Annotated in this window: 15 protein-coding genes and 1 pseudogene; 10 read left to right on the top strand and 6 right to left on the bottom strand. The window is 64.1% G+C overall.

What is annotated here, in order from left to right; genetic code table 11:
* Window positions 1-7: 7 nt before the first annotated feature.
* The gene (gene dctA / locus V1288_RS13360) at window positions 8-1,366 is read right to left on the bottom strand and encodes a C4-dicarboxylate transporter DctA (RefSeq protein ID WP_334357472.1); all 1,359 of its coding nucleotides are present in this window, start codon (window positions 1,364-1,366) and stop codon (window positions 8-10) included.
* 144 nt (window positions 1,367-1,510) lie between these two features.
* Here dctA and V1288_RS13355 point away from each other — a divergent pair, with 144 nt between their 5' ends.
* The gene (locus V1288_RS13355) at window positions 1,511-2,455 is read left to right on the top strand and encodes a LysR family transcriptional regulator (RefSeq protein WP_334357471.1); all 945 of its coding nucleotides are present in this window, start codon (window positions 1,511-1,513) and stop codon (window positions 2,453-2,455) included.
* 221 nt (window positions 2,456-2,676) lie between these two features.
* Here the strand turns inward: V1288_RS13355 and V1288_RS13350 are convergent, their stop codons facing one another.
* Entirely contained in the window at window positions 2,677-3,522 is an 846-nt protein-coding gene (locus V1288_RS13350; protein WP_334361300.1) for a methyltransferase domain-containing protein, read from the bottom strand.
* Window positions 3,523-3,600: 78 nt separating this feature from the next.
* Between V1288_RS13350 and V1288_RS13345 the strand changes: the two genes are divergently transcribed.
* Genes V1288_RS13345 through V1288_RS13330 form a run of 4 tightly spaced genes read left to right on the top strand, consistent with a single transcriptional unit; the run spans window position 3,601 to window position 6,056 of the window.
* Window positions 3,601-4,410: a ComF family protein gene (locus V1288_RS13345; protein WP_334357470.1), complete on the top strand. Its 810-nt coding sequence runs from the start codon at window positions 3,601-3,603 to the stop codon at window positions 4,408-4,410.
* Window positions 4,411-4,438: 28 nt separating this feature from the next.
* Window positions 4,439-4,711 (top strand): glutaredoxin 3, encoded by a 273-nt coding sequence (grxC, locus tag V1288_RS13340; RefSeq protein WP_334357469.1) that lies wholly within the window; start codon window positions 4,439-4,441, stop codon window positions 4,709-4,711.
* Window positions 4,708-5,586, top strand: coding sequence for a carbon-nitrogen hydrolase family protein (locus V1288_RS13335; RefSeq protein WP_334357468.1), 879 nt, complete (start codon window positions 4,708-4,710; stop codon window positions 5,584-5,586). Before grxC ends, V1288_RS13335 begins: the two co-directional genes overlap by 4 nt.
* A complete protein-coding gene (locus tag V1288_RS13330) occupies window positions 5,583-6,056 on the top strand; it encodes a DUF1178 family protein (RefSeq protein ID WP_334357467.1) in 474 nt (157 codons plus the stop codon). The genes V1288_RS13335 and V1288_RS13330 overlap by 4 nt, the downstream gene beginning before the upstream one ends.
* Before the next feature lie 100 nt (window positions 6,057-6,156).
* On the opposite strand, the pseudogene V1288_RS13325 reads toward V1288_RS13330, so the two are convergent.
* From V1288_RS13325 to V1288_RS13315, 3 genes and pseudogenes are all read right to left on the bottom strand, one after another.
* Window positions 6,157-7,058: pseudogene (locus V1288_RS13325) on the bottom strand (EamA/RhaT family transporter).
* Window positions 7,059-7,183: 125 nt separating this feature from the next.
* Window positions 7,184-7,951: a bifunctional 2-polyprenyl-6-hydroxyphenol methylase/3-demethylubiquinol 3-O-methyltransferase UbiG gene (ubiG, locus tag V1288_RS13320; RefSeq protein ID WP_334357466.1), complete on the bottom strand. Its 768-nt coding sequence runs from the start codon at window positions 7,949-7,951 to the stop codon at window positions 7,184-7,186.
* A 3-nt stretch (window positions 7,952-7,954) separates the two neighbouring features.
* Window positions 7,955-8,434, bottom strand: coding sequence for a PH domain-containing protein (locus V1288_RS13315; RefSeq protein WP_334357465.1), 480 nt, complete (start codon window positions 8,432-8,434; stop codon window positions 7,955-7,957).
* A 173-nt stretch (window positions 8,435-8,607) separates the two neighbouring features.
* Here V1288_RS13315 and V1288_RS13310 point away from each other — a divergent pair, with 173 nt between their 5' ends.
* The 5 genes from V1288_RS13310 to V1288_RS13290 all read left to right on the top strand — a co-directional run bounded on the left by V1288_RS13310 (window position 8,608) and on the right by V1288_RS13290 (window position 15,910).
* On the top strand, window positions 8,608-9,861 hold the full coding sequence (locus tag V1288_RS13310) for an aspartate kinase (protein ID WP_334357464.1): 1,254 nt from the start codon (window positions 8,608-8,610) through the stop codon (window positions 9,859-9,861).
* Window positions 9,862-10,187: 326 nt separating this feature from the next.
* Complete coding sequence (ptsP, locus tag V1288_RS13305) at window positions 10,188-12,455, top strand: phosphoenolpyruvate--protein phosphotransferase (protein ID WP_334357463.1); 2,268 nt, start codon at window positions 10,188-10,190, stop codon at window positions 12,453-12,455.
* A 55-nt stretch (window positions 12,456-12,510) separates the two neighbouring features.
* On the top strand, window positions 12,511-13,590 hold the full coding sequence (prfA, locus tag V1288_RS13300; RefSeq protein WP_334357462.1) for a peptide chain release factor 1: 1,080 nt from the start codon (window positions 12,511-12,513) through the stop codon (window positions 13,588-13,590).
* Between the two features lie 202 nt (window positions 13,591-13,792).
* The gene (gene prmC, locus V1288_RS13295) at window positions 13,793-14,674 is read left to right on the top strand and encodes a peptide chain release factor N(5)-glutamine methyltransferase (protein WP_334357461.1); all 882 of its coding nucleotides are present in this window, start codon (window positions 13,793-13,795) and stop codon (window positions 14,672-14,674) included.
* A gap of 492 nt (window positions 14,675-15,166) precedes the next feature.
* Window positions 15,167-15,910, top strand: a complete 744-nt coding sequence (locus V1288_RS13290) for a DUF4167 domain-containing protein (RefSeq protein WP_334357460.1) — start codon at window positions 15,167-15,169, stop codon at window positions 15,908-15,910.
* Window positions 15,911-16,087: 177 nt separating this feature from the next.
* On the opposite strand, the gene V1288_RS13285 is transcribed toward V1288_RS13290, so the two are convergent.
* Window positions 16,088-16,834 (bottom strand): methyltransferase domain-containing protein, encoded by a 747-nt coding sequence (locus V1288_RS13285; RefSeq protein WP_334357459.1) that lies wholly within the window; start codon window positions 16,832-16,834, stop codon window positions 16,088-16,090.
* Window positions 16,835-16,910 lie beyond the last annotated feature (76 nt).

Here is a 16,910-nt window from a genome sequence, read left to right as displayed (position 1 = left end):
CTGCACCTTAGTGACGCGATAGGAGCGATGCTGGGCTTCCGCCAACCGGAATCGGTGCCTCATCGGTCCCCTCGGTGTGCGTCACGTACGGGGTCTGCTGAATTGGCTGGGCGGCACGGCCATCAAGAGCCTTCTTGGCCTTGCTGTGATCGAACGCGCCTTCCCACTGCGCAATGGCAATCGTTGCGATGCCGTTGCCGATAAGGTTCGTTACCGCGCGGGCTTCGTTCATAAAGCGATCGACGCCGAGCAGCAGGACAAGGCCCGTGACCGGTACGGTGTGGATGCTCGACAAGGTCGCCGCGAGCGTCACGAAACCGGCGCCGGCGACGCCCGCCGAACCCTTGGACGTTAGGAGCAGAACGGCGAGGACAACGAGTTGGTCGCCGATGTTCAGGGGCGTGTTGGTCGCCTGCGCGACGAAGATCGCCGCCATCGTGAGATAGATGCAGGTACCATCCGCGTTGAACGTGTAACCGGTGGGCAAGACCAATCCGACCACGGACTTGTCACAACCGAGCCGCTCCAGCTTTGTCATCATGCGAGGCATGACGGCCTCTGTCGAGCACGTGCCGAAGGTGATCAGAATCTCGTCTTTGAAGTAACCAAGAAACTTGCCGAGCGGCACGCCGGCCCATCGTGTCACGGCCCCCAGCACGACCACGACGAAAACGATGGAGGTGATGTACACGCCCAGCATCAGGTAGGCGAGCGACCATACAGTACTCAAACCGTACTTGCTGATCGTGAAGGCGATGCCCGCGCCCGCGCCGACTGGGGCCAATCGCATGACCATCGCCACCACACGGAACAGTGCATCGAGGAAGCTCTCAACGACGACCACAACGGGCCGGCCGCGCTCGCCGATTTGCACCAAGGCGACACCGAGCAGGACGGAGATCAAGATGATCTGCAGCATCGCTCCCTTGGCGAAAGCATCGACCATCGTGGACGGGATGATATCCATCAGGAAGCCGACGAAGCCGGGCTGTGCTTCGGCCGCTTTGGCGTAGCCGGCAATCGCACCACCGTCGATCCGCGACGCATCAATGTTCATGCCCACGCCCGGTCGCATGAGGTTGACGACGACAAGACCGATGACCAAGGCGAGGGTCGAGACGACCTCGAAGTAAAGGAGCGCCCGCACGCCGATGCGGCCAACCTCCTTGAGGTCTCCCATCTTGGCAATTCCGACCAGGATCGTGCCGAAGATGACGGGTGCCAGCAGCATCTTGATCAGTTTGATGAAGCCGTCGGCCAGAGGCTGTAGCTTGAGACCAACGTCGGGCAGGAAGTAGCCCACCAGCGCGCCGAGCACGATGCCGATGAATACTTGTACATAAAGTCTGCTGAGCCACGGTCCCAAAGCTTCTACCTCCCATTTCGTCTACGCTCTGACCGAGAGTTCAGAGGGCTCCTCATTTGGGGGAGCTGTGCGGATAGGTACTGCTGGACAGGCCTTGGTGGCCAATGCCATGATCGGTTCGCCTGATGCGCAAACGGCATCGACATGGATCTCGACTGGCTCAAGGACTTCTCGGCGCTTGCGGAACTGAAAACCTTTTCTCGGGCGGCCGACGCGCGGAATGTTACCCAACCGGCTTTCAGCCGGCGGATTCGCGCGCTGGAAGACTGGATCGGAACACCGCTCTTCGTCCGGAGCGCCCAGGGAGCCAATCTAACGCCCGCTGGCACCCACTTTGAGTCGATGGCCGCCGACATGATCCGCAGCTTGGAGCGGGCGCGGCGGGACACCCGGTCGGTCGGCGAGCGAAACACGGTCGCCTTGGCCATAGCGGCGACGCATGCGCTTTCCTTCACTTTTTTTCCTGCGTGGATAAGGGACCTTCGCTTTGAACTGCTGGGCGCTCTCAGCTTGATCTCCGAGAGTATGGAAGCTTGTGAGCAAATCATGCTGAGCGGGGAAGTCCACTTCCTGCTGTGCCACTATCATCCGGAGGCGCCGACCCGCTTCGAGCCCGAACGCTTCCAAAGCATTCGGATCGGCGACGATCTGCTAGTGCCTCTGTGTGCGCCTGCAACTGATGGGCAGCCTGCATGGCCGTTGCCAGCTTCTCCTACTCGCCCAGCTCGTCTTCTCGGTTACAGCCAAGCCTCGGGCCTGGGCCGCATCCTTTCGGCCCATCAGACCGGCGGAAATGCAATTGCAAACACGGAGGCAATCTTCACGTCTCATCTCGCCGCAACGCTGATGACCATGGCTCGCGCAGGGGATGGTGTCGCGTGGCTCCCGCAAACGCTGGCCAAGGAAGACATGGAACATGGTCGCCTCGTCCGCGCCAGCGCCGAACACTTAGACATCCCGATTGAGATCAGGCTGTTCCGCTCGCCCGACTGCCGAAACCAAACGGCCGATGAACTGTGGCAAGCCCTGGCGGCTCGGTGGCAAGTGCCAACTTCAATCGCAGGCCAAAACTCGACGGGGAAGCTGTGAAAGTTCAACCCGGGTCTCAGTCGTTCTTGCTCAATGTCGCGACTGGTCGCATCGAACCGGAGCTTGGCTTCGGATCGTAGCTGCGTCTGCTATTGCCCTTCGCGACATATTGCGCCGCCGCGCGAGCCTGGTCGCAAACTGGGCAAAGCGGACATAGCCTTCGTCGCGTCACGCCGACAGATTGCGTACACACGGCCCAACCTCATCCCGCTTTGGGTTGTCTATTTGGGAGCAGTTTTCTTCACCGCCGCTTCCAGGCTTGCTTTCGCCGAGCCCGGTTTCAACGGCTTCTGCTGGCTTTCATGCGGCGCCCAGCCGGACAGCCAGACAAGATCGAAGGTGGCACGGATGCGGCCGTCGGCGTCGGCAAAACGTTCGCTGTAAATCTGCGCCATTCGCAGCAGGGTGCCGCGGCGGGTCGGCGTGCGCCGCCGCTCGATCAGGATATTGGTGGCGCCCATCCGCCTGAGATCGGCCATCAGTGCAAACGCGCTGTCGTAGCGCACCACAACGCGATCGACGTCGGTCACCGGCAGTGCAAGGCCTGCACGCTGCAGCAGCGCGCCGATATCGCGCAAATCCGCAAACGGCGCGACGCGCGGCGATACCCCACCCTCGCATTCGGCTTCTGCGGCGGCAAAGGATTGCCTGAGTTCGGTGAGCGTATCGCCGCCGATCATCGCCGCGATCAACAGCCCGTCCGGCTTTAACGCGCGGCGGATCTGCGCCAGCACGCCGGGGAGATCGTTGACGAACTGGAACGCGAGCGCCGAGACGGCGAGGTCGAGCGACTGCGGCGGCAAGCGCAGCATTTCCGATTGATCGGGATCGATGCGCCTGATCGACTGGAAGCGATCCGCGGCAGGCTTTCGCAGCAATTCGCCCGGCGTCCAGATATCGGCGACATCGGCAAAATTCCGCATCACCGCCTGCAACCGCTCCTCCATGTCCTCCCTGACGCGGTCAAGCAGGAACGTCACCGGCCCACTGCGCCGCGCGCGCTCGATCCGTGCGCTCAGCAATGCGCGGTCGAACAGGTTGGGTGCGGTGGTCAGGTTTTGAGCCATGCCGGTTGGTACGCTGGCTGCCCCGTCTCTGGCAATCCTGCGCTTGAGCACGCTGGCCACCAGCGCTAGCCTTGGCCCATGGACGCCGACGCATCACCACCACGATCCATCTCCAGCCATCTGCGCGGCGCGCTCGGCGCCTGCCGCGACGCATTCGCGCATCTTCCGCGGCTCGCGCTCGACATCGCGTTGCCGACGCTATGCGTGTCCTGCCGCGAGCCGGTCGATGGCGAGGGCGTCTGCGCGGCGTGCTGGGCCAAATTGTCGTTCATCGCGCCGCCGTTCTGTCCGCGGCTCGGCATTCCCTTTGTCTACGATCCCGGTCCGGAATTGCTGTCGATGGAGGCGATCGCCAACCCGCCGGCGTATCAGCGCGCCCGCGCCGCGGTGCGCTATGACGACGTCGCCCGCACGCTGGTGCATTCGCTGAAGTATCAGGACCGCACCGATCTGGCGCCGGCGATGGGCCGCTGGATGGCCCGCGCGGGCCAGGAATTGCTCGACGAGGCCGACGTGCTGGTGCCGGTTCCCCTGCACTGGCGGCGCGGCTGGAGCCGTCGCTACAACCAGTCCGGCGCGCTGGCGCGGGTGATTTCGCGCCAAAGCGGTGTGAAACTGGCCACCGAGGCGCTTCGGCGCATCCGGGCGACCGAGCAGCAGATCGGGCTGTCCCGGCCGCAACGCGCCAGCAATGTGCAGGGCGCCTTCAAGGTCGCCGCCGATCGCATGGCTGATATCCAGGGCCGCCGCGTCGTCCTGATCGACGATGTCTTGACGTCAGGCGCCACGACCGACGCCTGTGCCCGCGCGCTGCTGCGCGCCAAGGCCGCGCAGGTCGACGTACTGGTATTCGCGCGGGTTGTGGACAGCCACCGGGCTCCCATATAATTCAAATACTTGCCAACCAGAGCGCGCCATGACTGCCATTGAAATCTACACCCGCCCGGGCTGCGGCTATTGCACCGCCGCCAAATCGCTGCTGACGCGCAAGAACGCCGCGTTCACCGAATTGAACGTGGCGACCGACCCGGTCTATCGCGAGCAGATGTATGTTCGCGCCGGCCACGGCTCGACCTTTCCCCAGATCTTCATCGGCACAACCCATGTCGGCGGCTGTGACGAGCTTTACGCGCTGGACCGCGCGGGCAAGCTCGATGGCCTGCTGGCGGGAGAAGAGGCCTCCTCATGAGCGCTGGCTCGATCTTTACCGCCGCCATGGTGCAGATGCGCACCGGGCTGCTGCCCGAGCCGAGCCTCGAGCAGGGCACCAGGCTGATCCGCGAGGCGGCAACGCAAGGCGCCGATTACGTGCTCACCCCTGAGGTGAGCAACATGATGCAACTGAACCGCAAGGCGCTGTTCGAGCATCTCGCATCGGAACAGGACGATCTCTCGCTGAAAGCCTATCGCGCGCTCGCCGCGGAACTGAAGATCCATCTCCATATCGGCTCGCTGGCGCTGCGCTATTCGCCGGAGCGCGCGGTCAATCGGTCCTTCCTGATCGGGCCTGACGGCAATTTGCTCGCCAGCTACGACAAGATCCACATGTTCGACATCGATCTGCCCGGCGGCGAGAGCTATCGCGAGTCCGCCAACTACCAGCCGGGCGAGACGGCCGTGATCTCGGATCTGCCGTGGGGCCGCATCGGGCTCACGATCTGCTACGACGTGCGCTTTCCGGCGCTCTATCGCGCATTGGCGGAAGCCGGCGCGTCGTTCCTCACGGTGCCGTCGGCATTCACCAAAAAGACCGGCGAGGCGCATTGGCACACGCTGCTCCGCGCCCGCGCCATCGAGACCGGCTGTTTCGTGTTCGCCGCCGCGCAGGCCGGCATGCATGAGAACAAGCGCGAGACCTACGGCCATTCGCTGATCATCGCCCCCTGGGGCGAGATTCTTGCCGAGGGCGGCGTCGAGCCCGGCGTATTTCTTGCCGAGATCGACCCCGCGAAGGTTGAGGCCGCGCGCACGGCCGTGCCGTCGTTGCAGCACGGACGGCGCTTCGGCATCGCCGACCCCAAGGCCGGCCCGGAGCATCTTCATATTGTCCGGGGCTCGGCATGATCCGCTACAACCTTCGCTGCGAGAAGGGCCATGCGTTCGAAAGCTGGTTTCAAAGCTCCGCGGCCTATGAGAGCCAAGAGAAACGCAGGCTGGTGAGCTGCCCCAACTGCGGCTCGGTCAAGGTCGAGCGCGCCATCATGGCCCCGCAGATCGTGAGCAAGAAGGGCCGCGAGGCCGCCCCGCCTGCGCCGGCCGCGCCTGCGGAAGCAACAGCATCATCCGAATCGACGCCGCTGTTGATGGCGCAGGAACGCGAATTGCGCGCCAAGCTGAAGGAATTGCGCGATCACATCGTGAAGAATGCCGACAATGTCGGCGAACGCTTCCCCAACGAAGCGCGCAAGATGCATTACGGCGAAATCGAGCACCGCCCGATCTACGGCGAGGCTTCGCCGGACGAGGCCCGGGCGCTGATCGACGAAGGTGTCGAGGTCTCCCCGCTACCGGTGCTGCCGGACGACCGGAATTGAACTGACGTAGACCGTCATTCCGGGATGGTCCGAAGGACCAGACCCGGAATCTCGAGATTCCGGGTTCGATGCTTCGCATCGCCCCGGAACGACAGTGTCTTTACACCGCCACCAGCAGCGCGACGCCCACCACGATCAGCACGATCCCCCCGACAGTTCACGCGCCGACAGCGGCTGCTTGAACGAATAGTACGACACCGCCTGCGCGAACAGCACCTCGACCAGCGCCAGCGTGCGCACATTGGCAGCCGCCGTCAGCGCGAACGCCAGGAACCAGAATTGCGAGGCGAACGCGCCCATGAAGCCCGCGAGCATCGAGGGCCGCCATAGTCCGATGATCTTCATCAACACATCAGGGGCGCGGAACAACAGATAAATCGTCAGCACCAGCGTCTGCACGAATAGGCCGAACACCAGCGTGTAGGATGCCGCCGTCACGAACGAGACGCCGGGCACGACGATGACCGCGCCGCGAAAGCCGACGGCGGAGAGCGCAAACGCCGCGGCGGCGGCGAGGCCCAGCAGCGTCGGCTTCAGATCCGCAAAGCCCTTCTCGGAGCCAGGTCGCAGCGCGGCGATGACCACGCCGGCGGTCGCGATCAGGATCGCGATCACTTTCAGCACCGTCAAATGATCACTGAGAAAGATGAACCCGAAGATCGCGGTCTGGATCGCCTCAGTCTTCAGGTATGCCGTCGTTACCACGAACGAACGGTCGTTCATCGCGAGCAGCATCATGCCCGTGCCGACGATCTGGCTGAGGGCGCCCAGCATGAGCCACGGCCAGAACGGCGCGGTCGGCCACGGCACGCTGTCGCCGGTCACGACGACCACGACCACAAAGAAGATGATCGAAAAGGGAAAACCGAACAGAAAGCGGATATTGGTCGCGCCCCAGGTCCCGAGCGGCCCCGTCAACGACCGCTGCATCGCATTGCGGGCGACTTGGCCCAGCGCGGCAATGATGGTGAAGGGAATCCAGAGCGAGGCGACGGAGAGCATGAAGGATACCGGCGGGAAGCTGGCGTACCGTGCCGGGCGGGATGCGTTAGGTCAACAGGACCGGCGTCATGACAGGATTGCGATTAAGCCAAAGTCTCAACACCGAACAAATTGCATCGCCAGAGCTACGCCCCCTCGGCCACCACCATGTAGTTCACGTCCATGTCGGACGAGATGCTCCATCGGTCGGCAAGTGGATTGTAGACCACGCCGGCCTGCTCGGTGATGGTGAACTTGTTGTGGGCGAGATGCTGGGCGAGTTCGTCGGGCGTGACGAACTTGTCCCACTGATGGGTGCCGCGCGGCAGCCAGCGCAGCACATATTCGGCGCCGACGATCGCAAGCGCAAAGCTCTTCCAGTTGCGGTTCAGGGTTGAGACCACCATCAAGCCGCCCGGCTTGACCATGGCCGCACAGCGGGCAAGGAACGCGCCGACATCGGTGACATGCTCGATCACTTCCATTGCCAGCACGACGTCGAAGCGCTCGCGCACGTCCATCGCCTCGACGGTGGTGCAGCGATAGTCGATCGACAAATGCCCCTTGTCGGCATGCAGCCGCGCGGCGGCGATATTGGTCGCGGACGGATCGATCCCGATCACCTGCGCGCCCAGCCGCGTGAACGGCTCGCACAACAGGCCTGCCCCACAGCCAATGTCGAGGATGCGCAGGCCCGACAGGCAGCTCAGGCTCCTGGCGTTGCGATCGAACTTGCGGCAGGCGGCATCACGGATATAGGCGAGCCGCAGCGGATTGATCTTGTGCAGCGGGGCCATCTTGCCCCTGGGGTCCCACCACTCCTCCGACAACTTCGAGAATTTTGCGACTTCAGCCGGGTCGACCGTGGAGCCTGTGGCGGAGAAACCCGCGGATGAATTTTGCTGCATGGCCATGATTTACGTACCGGCGGGTCGCGTCGTGATGGCATTGCGAAACGCCAGCGGCGACGCAATGGTGGAGATGGTTTCCTCGCCTTCGCCGACGCCGTGGACCGTGACGTTGCCGTAGTTGAGAATGCGACCGGGAATACTCTGGTCGACGTCGACGCTCTCGACCTTGTCGAGACTCATTTCAAACGTCTTGCGCGTAATGAATCCGGTCTTGTGGACGATGCGCATGTTGGTCACGTCGGTTTCGGTGGTCCAACGATGAAACCAGGCCGTAGCCGTCCAGTACAATGCCGCAAGGGCTGCGATGGCGGCTAGCGCCAGGCAGACCAAGGTCAAGGCGTCGGCGGCAACGATCCGCGACGCCACCAGGAAAGCGATCGCCACGGCCCACGCTGCCATCGCGGGCAGGAAAAACATCCAGTGCGCGTTGGTCGAATACAGCACCCTCTCGCCGGGCTGCAGGATTTCGTCGATATAACGGCCCATACGCCTGCCTTGAATTAACCCGCTACCACAGCAATTTGCGCCATTTTAGGCCAAAAACGAAGCTGGTTGCTTGCCCCGGACCGCGCCGCTATGTATACGCCGCTTTCGGCCCGGGCGCTCCAATTTCCGTGCCGGTCATCTAACTTATCCTCACAGGGAATGCACGCGTCGTCATGGGCCGCCTCGTGATGAAATTCGGCGGTACGTCCGTCGCCAATATCGACCGAATCCGCAACGTCGCGCGTCACGTCAAGCGTGAAGTCGATGCCGGGCACGATGTCGCCGTCGTGGTGTCAGCCATGGCCGGCAAAACCAACGAGCTGGTGGATTGGTGTCGCGACGCCTCGCCGCTGCATGATGCGCGGGAATATGACGCCGTGGTGGCATCCGGCGAACAGGTCACCTCGGGCCTGCTTGCGATCGTGCTGCAGGGCATGGGCATCCAGGCCCGCTCCTGGCAGGGCTGGCAGATCCCGATCAAGACCTCCGACGCCCACGCCTCGGCGCGGATTCTGGAGATCGACGGCACCGAGATCAGCGCCCGCTTCAAGGATCGCAAGGAAGTCGCCGTCATGGCCGGCTTTCAGGGCATCAATCCGCAGACCAACCGAATCACCACGCTCGGACGCGGCGGCTCGGACACCTCGGCGGTGGCCATTGCGGCAGCGATCCGCGCCGACCGCTGCGACATCTATACCGACGTGGACGGCGTCTACACCACAGACCCGCGGGTGGTTCCCAAGGCACGGCGGCTCGACAAGATTGCCTTCGAGGACATGCTGGAACTGGCTTCGCTGGGCGCCAAGGTTCTACAAGTGCGCTCGGTGGAACTCGGCATGGTGCACAACATCCCCGTATTCGTCCGTTCCAGCTTCGACAAGCCCGAGGATATCGACCCGCACGGCACGCCGCCGGGCACGCTGATCTGCAGCGAGGAGGAAATCATGGAAAGCCACGTCGTCACCGGCATCGCCTTCACCAAGGACGAAGCCCAGATTTCCCTGCGCCAGATCGAGGACAAGCCCGGCGTCGCCGCCGCGATCTTCGGGCCGCTGGCGGACGCCAATATCAACGTCGACATGATCGTCCAGAACGTCTCCGAGGACGGCAAGACCACCGACCTCACCTTCACCGTTCCGGCCTCCGACTATAACCGCGCCCGCGAAACCATCACCTCGTCAAAGGGCAAGATCGGCTACGCCCGGCTCGACAGCGCCACCGACGTGTCGAAGGTCTCCGTGATCGGCAGCGGCATGCGCAGCCATGCCGGCGTCGCGGCGAAGGCGTTCAAGGCCTTGTCCGAGCGCAATATCAACATCCGCGCCATTACCACCTCCGAGATCAAGTTTTCGGTGCTGATCGACGCCGCCTACACCGAACTTGCGGTGCGCACGCTGCACACGCTCTACGGGCTCGACCAGACTTAGAACGATTTTCTCTCAAATTTGGCGCATGGTCTGATCGCCAGACCGCTTGCGTTTTGGCGGACCATGCGCTTCGCTGGCGCAGCATCGGCTCTGACACACACGTTATTGGCTCTGGCAGGCGTTTTGCTTGGCAAAGCAAGCCTCGATTGGCTATACGGCCTGTGAGGTGGGTTGCCGCAAACTGCGCCACGGTTTTGGCGATCCCGATTCGGCCGGGATCAGGGTGCCTGCGGCCGCGCCGAATGAATAAAATTGTAGTTTTCGTGCGTTTCACGCCAGCCGCCGGCTAGCCGGCGGGTTGGACTCGCGGGGGAGGATACCAGCACATGCGGAGCACGTCGGGAGGTCCCCGCGTCTTGTTGAGACGGCTCCGCGAAACCATGGCGGAGAAGGTCTCGGCGCAGGAACGCCTGGACAAGATCGTGGTGCTGATCGCGGCCAACATGGTGGCCGAGGTCTGCTCCTGTTACGTGCTGCGCGTCGATAACACGCTCGAACTTTATGCCACCGAAGGCTTGAACCGCGACGCGGTGCACCGAACGGTGCTGAACGCGCATGAAGGCCTCGTCGGCCTGGTCGCCAGCGAGGCGAGCCCGCTCAACCTTTCGGACGCGCAAAGCCACCCGGCGTTCTCGTTCCGGCCCGAAACCGGCGAAGAAATCTACCATTCGTTCCTCGGCGTGCCGATCCTGCGGGCCGGCAACACGCTTGGCGTGCTGGTCGTCCAGAACCGCGCCAAGCGCACCTATGTCGAGGAAGAAGTCGAGGCGCTGCAGACCACCGCCATGGTGCTGGCGGAAATGATCGCGTCCGGCGAGTTGGCGGCGTTGGCGCAGCCCGGCGCGGAACCGGCGGCGCGGCATTCCCTGCACAAGACGGGCGCGATCCTCTCCGACGGCATCGCGCTTGGCCATGTCGTGCTGCACGAGCCGCGCGTCGTCATCACCAACTACATCGCCGAAGACCTGCCGAAGGAAATCAAGAAACTCGACGCGGCGCTGACCAAGCTGCGCGCCGATCTCGACCGCATGCTGGAGCGCGGCGACGTCGCCGATGGCGGCGAGCACCGCGAGGTGCTCGAAGCCTATCGGATGTTCGCCAACGACCACGGCTGGTCGCACAAGCTGCATGAGGCGGTCGCCACCGGCCTCACCGCGGAAGCCGCCGTCGAACGCGTGCAGTCCGATACCCGCGCCCGCATGCTGCGCTCGACCGATCCCTATTTGCGCGACCGCCTGCACGACCTGGAAGACCTCGGCCATCGCCTGATGCGGCAACTGGTCGGACAGGACCATGCGCCGTCGCGCGAGCAGCTTCCCGAGAACGCTATCCTGATCGCGCGCGCGATGGGTCCCGCAGCGCTGCTCGACTACGACCGCAAGCGGCTGCGGGGCCTGGTGCTGGAGGAAGGCACCGCCAACTCACATGTCTCGATCGTAGCGCGCGCGCTCGGAATCCCTGCGGTCGGCGAAGTGCCGAATGCCCCCGGCATCGCCGATCCCGGTGACGCCATCATCGTCGACGGCACCTCGGGTTCGATCTATGTCCGCCCGTCGGCCGAAATCGAATCGGCCTATGCCGAGCGGGTACGGTTTCGTGCGCGGCGGCAGGCGCAATACGCCGCGCTGCGCGACAAGCCCTGCGTCACCAAGGACGGCCAGGCCGTCGAACTGATGATCAATGCAGGCCTTGTGGTCGACCTGCCGCATATCGACGATACCGGCAGCGCCGGCATCGGGCTGTTCCGTACTGAGTTGCAGTTCATGGTCGGCCAGAGCCTGCCGCGCAGCTCGGACCAGTTGGCGCTCTATCGCACGGTGCTCGACGCCGCCGGCTCCAAGCCCGTGACGTTCCGGACGCTCGATATTGGCGGCGACAAGGCGCTGCCCTATATGGAGACCGTGATCGAGGAAAACCCGGCGCTCGGCTGGCGCGCGATCCGGCTCGGACTGGACCGCCCGGGATTGCTGCGCGGCCAGATCCGCGCGCTGCTGCGGGCCGGCGGCGGGCGCGCGCTGAAGATCATGTTCCCGATGATTTCCGATGTCGCCGAATTCGACCAGGCCAAGGCGATCGTCGAGCGCGAGCTGACATACTTGCGCCAGCACGGCCATGCGCTGCCGGAACGTATCGATGTCGGCACCATGGTGGAGGTGCCGGCGCTGCTCTATCAGCTCGACGAACTTCTGAAGAAGGTCGATTTCGTTTCGGTCGGCTCGAACGACCTGTTCCAGTTCCTGTTCGCGGTCGACCGCGGCAATGCCAAGGTTTCCGAGCGGTTCGACACCATGTCCGCGCCGATCCTGCGTGCGCTGCGCGACATCGTGCAAAAAGCGCAAGCGGCCAAGAAGACGGCGTCGCTGTGCGGCGAGATGGCCTCAAAGCCGCTCGGCGCGCTGGCGCTGATCGCGCTCGGCTACCGCTCCCTGTCGCTGTCCGCCACCGGTCACGGCCCGGTCAAGGCGATGATCCTCGATCTCGACGCCAAAAAAGCCGAGTCGGTCATCATGCCGCTGCTCGACGCGCCGGCCGGCAGCGTCTCGATCCGGCAGAAGCTGACGGAATTCGCCGAACGCGAGGGGTTGTCATTGTAGCGAGGCTCGGTCCCGACAACTTAGCCGCCCGCATCCGGCCCTTGAGAACAACGCCATGCTACCCGAAGCCAAACTCGATGTCCTGCTCGCCCACCACGCCTCGCTGGAGGCCGAACTGCTGGGCCAGGTGAACTCCGAAAAATACGTCCAGATCACGCGCGAGCTCGCCGAGCTCAATCCGCTGATCGATGCGGTAAAGGCCTATCGCACGGCGCGGGCCGAGATTGCCGGCGCCGAATCGCTGCTGGCGGATTCCGCCAGCGATCCGGAAATACGCAGCATGGCCGAAGCCGAGCTCGAGACTCTCCAGGCGCGCGTGGCCGAACTGGAGCAGAAGATTCGCGTGGCGCTGCTGCCCAAGGACGCCATGGACGACCGCAACGTGATGCTGGAAATCCGCGCCGGCACCGGCGGCGACGAGGCCTCATTGTTCGCCGGCGATCTGTTCCGGATGTATGAGCGGTTTGCCTCCCTGCAGGGCTGGAAGGTCGAGGTGATCTCGGCCTCCGAGGGCACCATGGGCGGCTTCAAGGAAGTCATCGCCGAAGTGCAGGGCCGCGGCGCGTTCGCCAAGCTGAAATTCGAATCCGGCGTGCACCGCGTGCAGCGCGTGCCTGATACTGAAACGCAGGGGCGTATTCACACCTCCGCCGCCACCGTGGCGGTGCTGCCCGAAGTCGAGGATGTCGACGTCGACATCAAGAACGAGGATTTGCGGATCGAGACCATGCGCGCGCAGGGCGCCGGCGGTCAGCACGTCAACAAGACCGAATCGGCGATCCGCATCACCCACATCCCGACCGGCATCGTCGTCATGATGCAGGACAGCCGCTCGCAGCATAAGAACCGCGCCTCCGCGATGAACATCCTGCGCTCGCGCATCTATGACGCCGAGCGCCAGCGCGTCGATGCGGCGCGTTCCGCCGACCGCAAGGAGAAGGTCGGCTCCGGCGACCGAAGCGAGCGCATCCGCACCTATAATTTCCCGCAAGGCCGCGTCACCGACCACCGCATCAACCTGACGCTCTACAAATTGCCGCTGGTGATATCAGGCGAGGCATTGGGCGAATTGATCGACGCGCTGACGACCGAGCACCAGGCCGCCCAGCTTGCAGCCCAAGGCGCGGCGGCGTGAGCAACAACCGGCTGTCGTCCCCGCGAACGCGGGGACCCATCAACAGTTTCGATGTCGTCCCTGCGAACGCAGGGACCCATAACCCCGGGCGTTCGTTACTACCAAGGATATCAACCCACATCGCCTCAGTTGACGGGCCGCGGCGTATGGGTCCCTGCGTTCGCAGGGACGACGCGTGGATGGTTGGGCGCGAGGACGCCGCATGAGCTCCTTCGTCAACCAGACCGTCGAGGCTGCGCGGCGCGTACTTGCCGCGCAGTTCAAATCCGCCGCCATCGATTCCGCCGAACTCGACGCGCGGATTCTGACGGGCCATGCGCTCGGCCTCGACCTGACCGGCTTGATATCGGCCGCACAGCGCCAACTCAGACGGAACGAATCGGCACGCCTCGAGGCCTTCGCCCGCCGCCGCCTGGCGGGAGAACCGGTCGCCCGCATTCTCGGCGAGAAGGAGTTCTGGGGTCTGCCGCTGCAGCTCTCGTCCGCGACGCTGGTGCCACGGCCCGATACCGAGACGGTGGTCGAGCTGGCGCTGGAACTGCTGCGCGCCGGCGGGAGCCTCGATCGCGCGTTGCGCATCGCCGATCTCGGCACCGGCTCCGGCGCAATTCTGCTCGCGCTGTTGTCCGAGTTGCCGGCGGCGCAAGGATTCGGGACCGACACCGCCGAAGCCGCGCTGCAGACGGCCTCGGCCAACGCGGCACGCGCTGGCCTCTCGGAGCGCGCGACGTTCGTGGCCTGCGATTATGCCAGCGGACTATCCGGCCCGTTCGACCTGATCGTCTCGAACCCGCCCTATGTCCGTACGGCTGACATCGGCGGCTTGGCCGTTGACGTCAGGAAATACGATCCGCCGGCCGCGCTCGATGGCGGCGCCGACGGGCTGGACGCCTACCGCGCGCTGGTTCCCCAGGCGGCCGGCCTCCTCGCCCCGGGTGCGGCCCTTGTTGTGGAGGCCGGCGAGGGTCAAAGCGCCCAGATCCAGGCTTTGATGGCGGCCGCAGGGTTAATGCCTGTGGTTGCCCCGAAAGCCGATCTGGCGGGTATTCCGAGGGCCGTCGCAGGCCACAAAACGGCCCGATAAAGTCCATTTGGAACGCAAAAAAACCCCTTGGGAATATTCCTCCGGAGCGACTACGTTCCGGCCACAACATCGGTCCAGGGTCGCTGGCCCCGTAAGATCGTACGGGTGAGGCCAGAGTTCTCGAAATGAGAGCCCGCCGGGTGAAAGGTTCCAAAACGCAGGTCGAATCGAGCGCAATAGCTGGAGCTGTGCTGCTCTCGACCGCAAAGCGAACGAAAGCCTGATATTGCGCTTGAAGACTTACGCAACAGACTGGTCACGCGAAGCCGTCACGCAAGACGATTAGGTTGGTTTTGGCAGGCTGAATGATTTGGTCCGGTAGGCGAATGTACGCCGCTGGGTGGGGAACGCGTCTTTGCTGAACGCGATGATTGGCGAAATCGACGACATGAAACTGAATGGCATCGTGATTCGGTGCGCATAAGCGCGCGCCGGGTCGGATCAGGCGACAACGGCAACTGCATAACTTCAGGGCTGGAATAAAGGCGAGACATGAGAAACGGTCAGAACAACAAGCGGATGCGTAACCGGAACAACAACAACAATAACAACAACAATAACCGGCGCGGTCAAAACCCGATGACCCGGGTGTTCGAATCGAACGGCCCCGATATCAAGATCCGCGGCACCGCCTCGCACGTCGCCGAAAAATACGTCCAATTGGCGCGTGACGCGCGCTCTTCCGGCGACCCGGTCGCGGCCGAAAACTATTACCAGCACGCCGAACATTACTTCCGCCTGATCGCCGCCGCCCAGGAGCAGTTCCGGCAGAACCAGCCGCAGCCGCGCATCGACAGCGAAGCGCCGCCGACGGAAGATGGCGACGACGAGGGCGAGAGCTTCTCGCATTTCGGCCAGGAGCCGGGCTTCGTCCCGCAGCAGCCGCAGCCCTATATCCGCGACAACAACCCGCGCGAGCAGCGCGGCGACGGCCAGCCCTACCAGCGCGACCAGCAGCCGCGCGAACATCATCGCGAACGCGAGCACCGCCCGCAGCCGCAATATCAGCCGCAGCCCCAACCGCAGCCGGTGGTAGCCGATACCGGCGGCGTCGACCGCCTGCCCTCCTTCATCACCGGCCCCCAGCCGCAGGTGAATGGCGCGCCCGGCGGGTACGAAGAAGGCCGTGGCGGCGAGCGTTTCCCGCGCCGTCGCCGCCGGCCGCATGGCCCGCGTCCCGACAGCATGGCCGCGCCGGCCGCCCCCAGCGAAGATTTCAACCCGGGGAACGAGTAGGTAGTTCACCGACAGTAGTCGTCCCTGCCTAGTGCGCAATTGCGCACGGGGCGCAGGGACCCATACGCCGCGGCCTTCATTTGAGGCACGCGGGTGGACGACGTTTTAAAACAAGTACCGACGGTGATTATGGGTCCCTGCGTTCGCATGCGTTCGCAGGGACGACGAGCCGAGAGTCTACGCCTTATCCCTTGTCGCCGTCGACGACGGCACCAGCACCGGCTCAAGTGACGGAATCAGCCGCGTGCGTTCGCGGCCCGCGGGGATCGCACGATAGACCTGCTTGGTCGCTTCCACGATATGGACGCCCGCGAACGGCAGCGACAACGCAGCACCGACGCGCTCCCAGACCATGGCCGAGCGCAGGAACCAGCTGTTGCCGACCGGCGGCAGGAACAGCGCTTCGCCCCACGCCGCCGGCGTGAACCAGGTCTGCCGCAGCAATTGCGTGATCTGCGCCCGCGAATAGGGCCGGCCGTGACCGAACGGCGTATTGTCGGTGCGCGTCCACACGCCGCGCCGGTTCGGAATCACCGCGATCAAGCGGCCGGATGGCGCCAGTACCCGCCATACTTCGCGCAGCAAGCGCTCCGGATCGTCGGACATCTCCAGCGCATGAACCAGCAGAATGCGGTCGACTGCAGCGTCCGGCAATGGCATCGAGAATTCATCGATCAGGGAAGCCAGCGCAGGCCGCCCCGTCGGCCACTTCAAGACGCCCTGCGCTGCCGGCATGAAGGCGATGCAGCGCTCCGAATCCTCGCGAAACAGCCCGAGATAGGGCGTCGGATAGCCGAGCCCGAGCACGCGTTGCCCTACCGCATCGGGCCAGCGCGCCCGGATGCCGCGGTTGATCAACAGCCGCGCCACGATGCCGAGCCGCTGCGAATAGAAATCGCGAAGATCGATGACGTCGATGGTCATGAGCGCAATCTACCACACCGTGTTTCCTTGCGGCGCGCCGAAAATGGCATTGCCGCGCCAGCGTTAACGCCATATT

The sequence above is a fragment of the Bradyrhizobium sp. AZCC 2176 genome (assembly GCF_036924645.1).
Lineage (GTDB): Bacteria > Pseudomonadota > Alphaproteobacteria > Rhizobiales > Xanthobacteraceae > Bradyrhizobium.
Note: the sequence above shows the minus strand (reverse complement) of the source record. Positions and strands in the feature narration are given on the sequence as shown.

Bases quoted from the DNA above. Each gene is read 5' to 3' on its own strand.
- V1288_RS13290 (WP_334357460.1), top strand. From the start codon at position 15,167: ATGAGAAACGGTCAGAACAACAAGCGGATGCGTAACCGGAACAACAAC.
- V1288_RS13345 (WP_334357470.1), top strand. From the start codon at position 3,601: ATGGACGCCGACGCATCACCACCACGATCCATCTCCAGCCATCTGCGC.
- V1288_RS13310 (WP_334357464.1), top strand. From the start codon at position 8,608: ATGGGCCGCCTCGTGATGAAATTCGGCGGTACGTCCGTCGCCAATATC.
- V1288_RS13355 (WP_334357471.1), top strand. From the start codon at position 1,511: ATGGATCTCGACTGGCTCAAGGACTTCTCGGCGCTTGCGGAACTGAAA.
- ubiG (WP_334357466.1), bottom strand. From the start codon at position 7,951: ATGGCCATGCAGCAAAATTCATCCGCGGGTTTCTCCGCCACAGGCTCC.
- V1288_RS13285 (WP_334357459.1), bottom strand. From the start codon at position 16,834: ATGACCATCGACGTCATCGATCTTCGCGATTTCTATTCGCAGCGGCTC.
- prmC (WP_334357461.1), top strand. From the start codon at position 13,793: ATGAGCTCCTTCGTCAACCAGACCGTCGAGGCTGCGCGGCGCGTACTT.
- V1288_RS13315 (WP_334357465.1), bottom strand. From the start codon at position 8,434: ATGGGCCGTTATATCGACGAAATCCTGCAGCCCGGCGAGAGGGTGCTG.
- grxC (WP_334357469.1), top strand. From the start codon at position 4,439: ATGACTGCCATTGAAATCTACACCCGCCCGGGCTGCGGCTATTGCACC.
- ptsP (WP_334357463.1), top strand. From the start codon at position 10,188: ATGCGGAGCACGTCGGGAGGTCCCCGCGTCTTGTTGAGACGGCTCCGC.
- V1288_RS13335 (WP_334357468.1), top strand. From the start codon at position 4,708: ATGAGCGCTGGCTCGATCTTTACCGCCGCCATGGTGCAGATGCGCACC.
- V1288_RS13330 (WP_334357467.1), top strand. From the start codon at position 5,583: ATGATCCGCTACAACCTTCGCTGCGAGAAGGGCCATGCGTTCGAAAGC.
- V1288_RS13350 (WP_334361300.1), bottom strand. From the start codon at position 3,522: ATGGCTCAAAACCTGACCACCGCACCCAACCTGTTCGACCGCGCATTG.
- prfA (WP_334357462.1), top strand. From the start codon at position 12,511: ATGCTACCCGAAGCCAAACTCGATGTCCTGCTCGCCCACCACGCCTCG.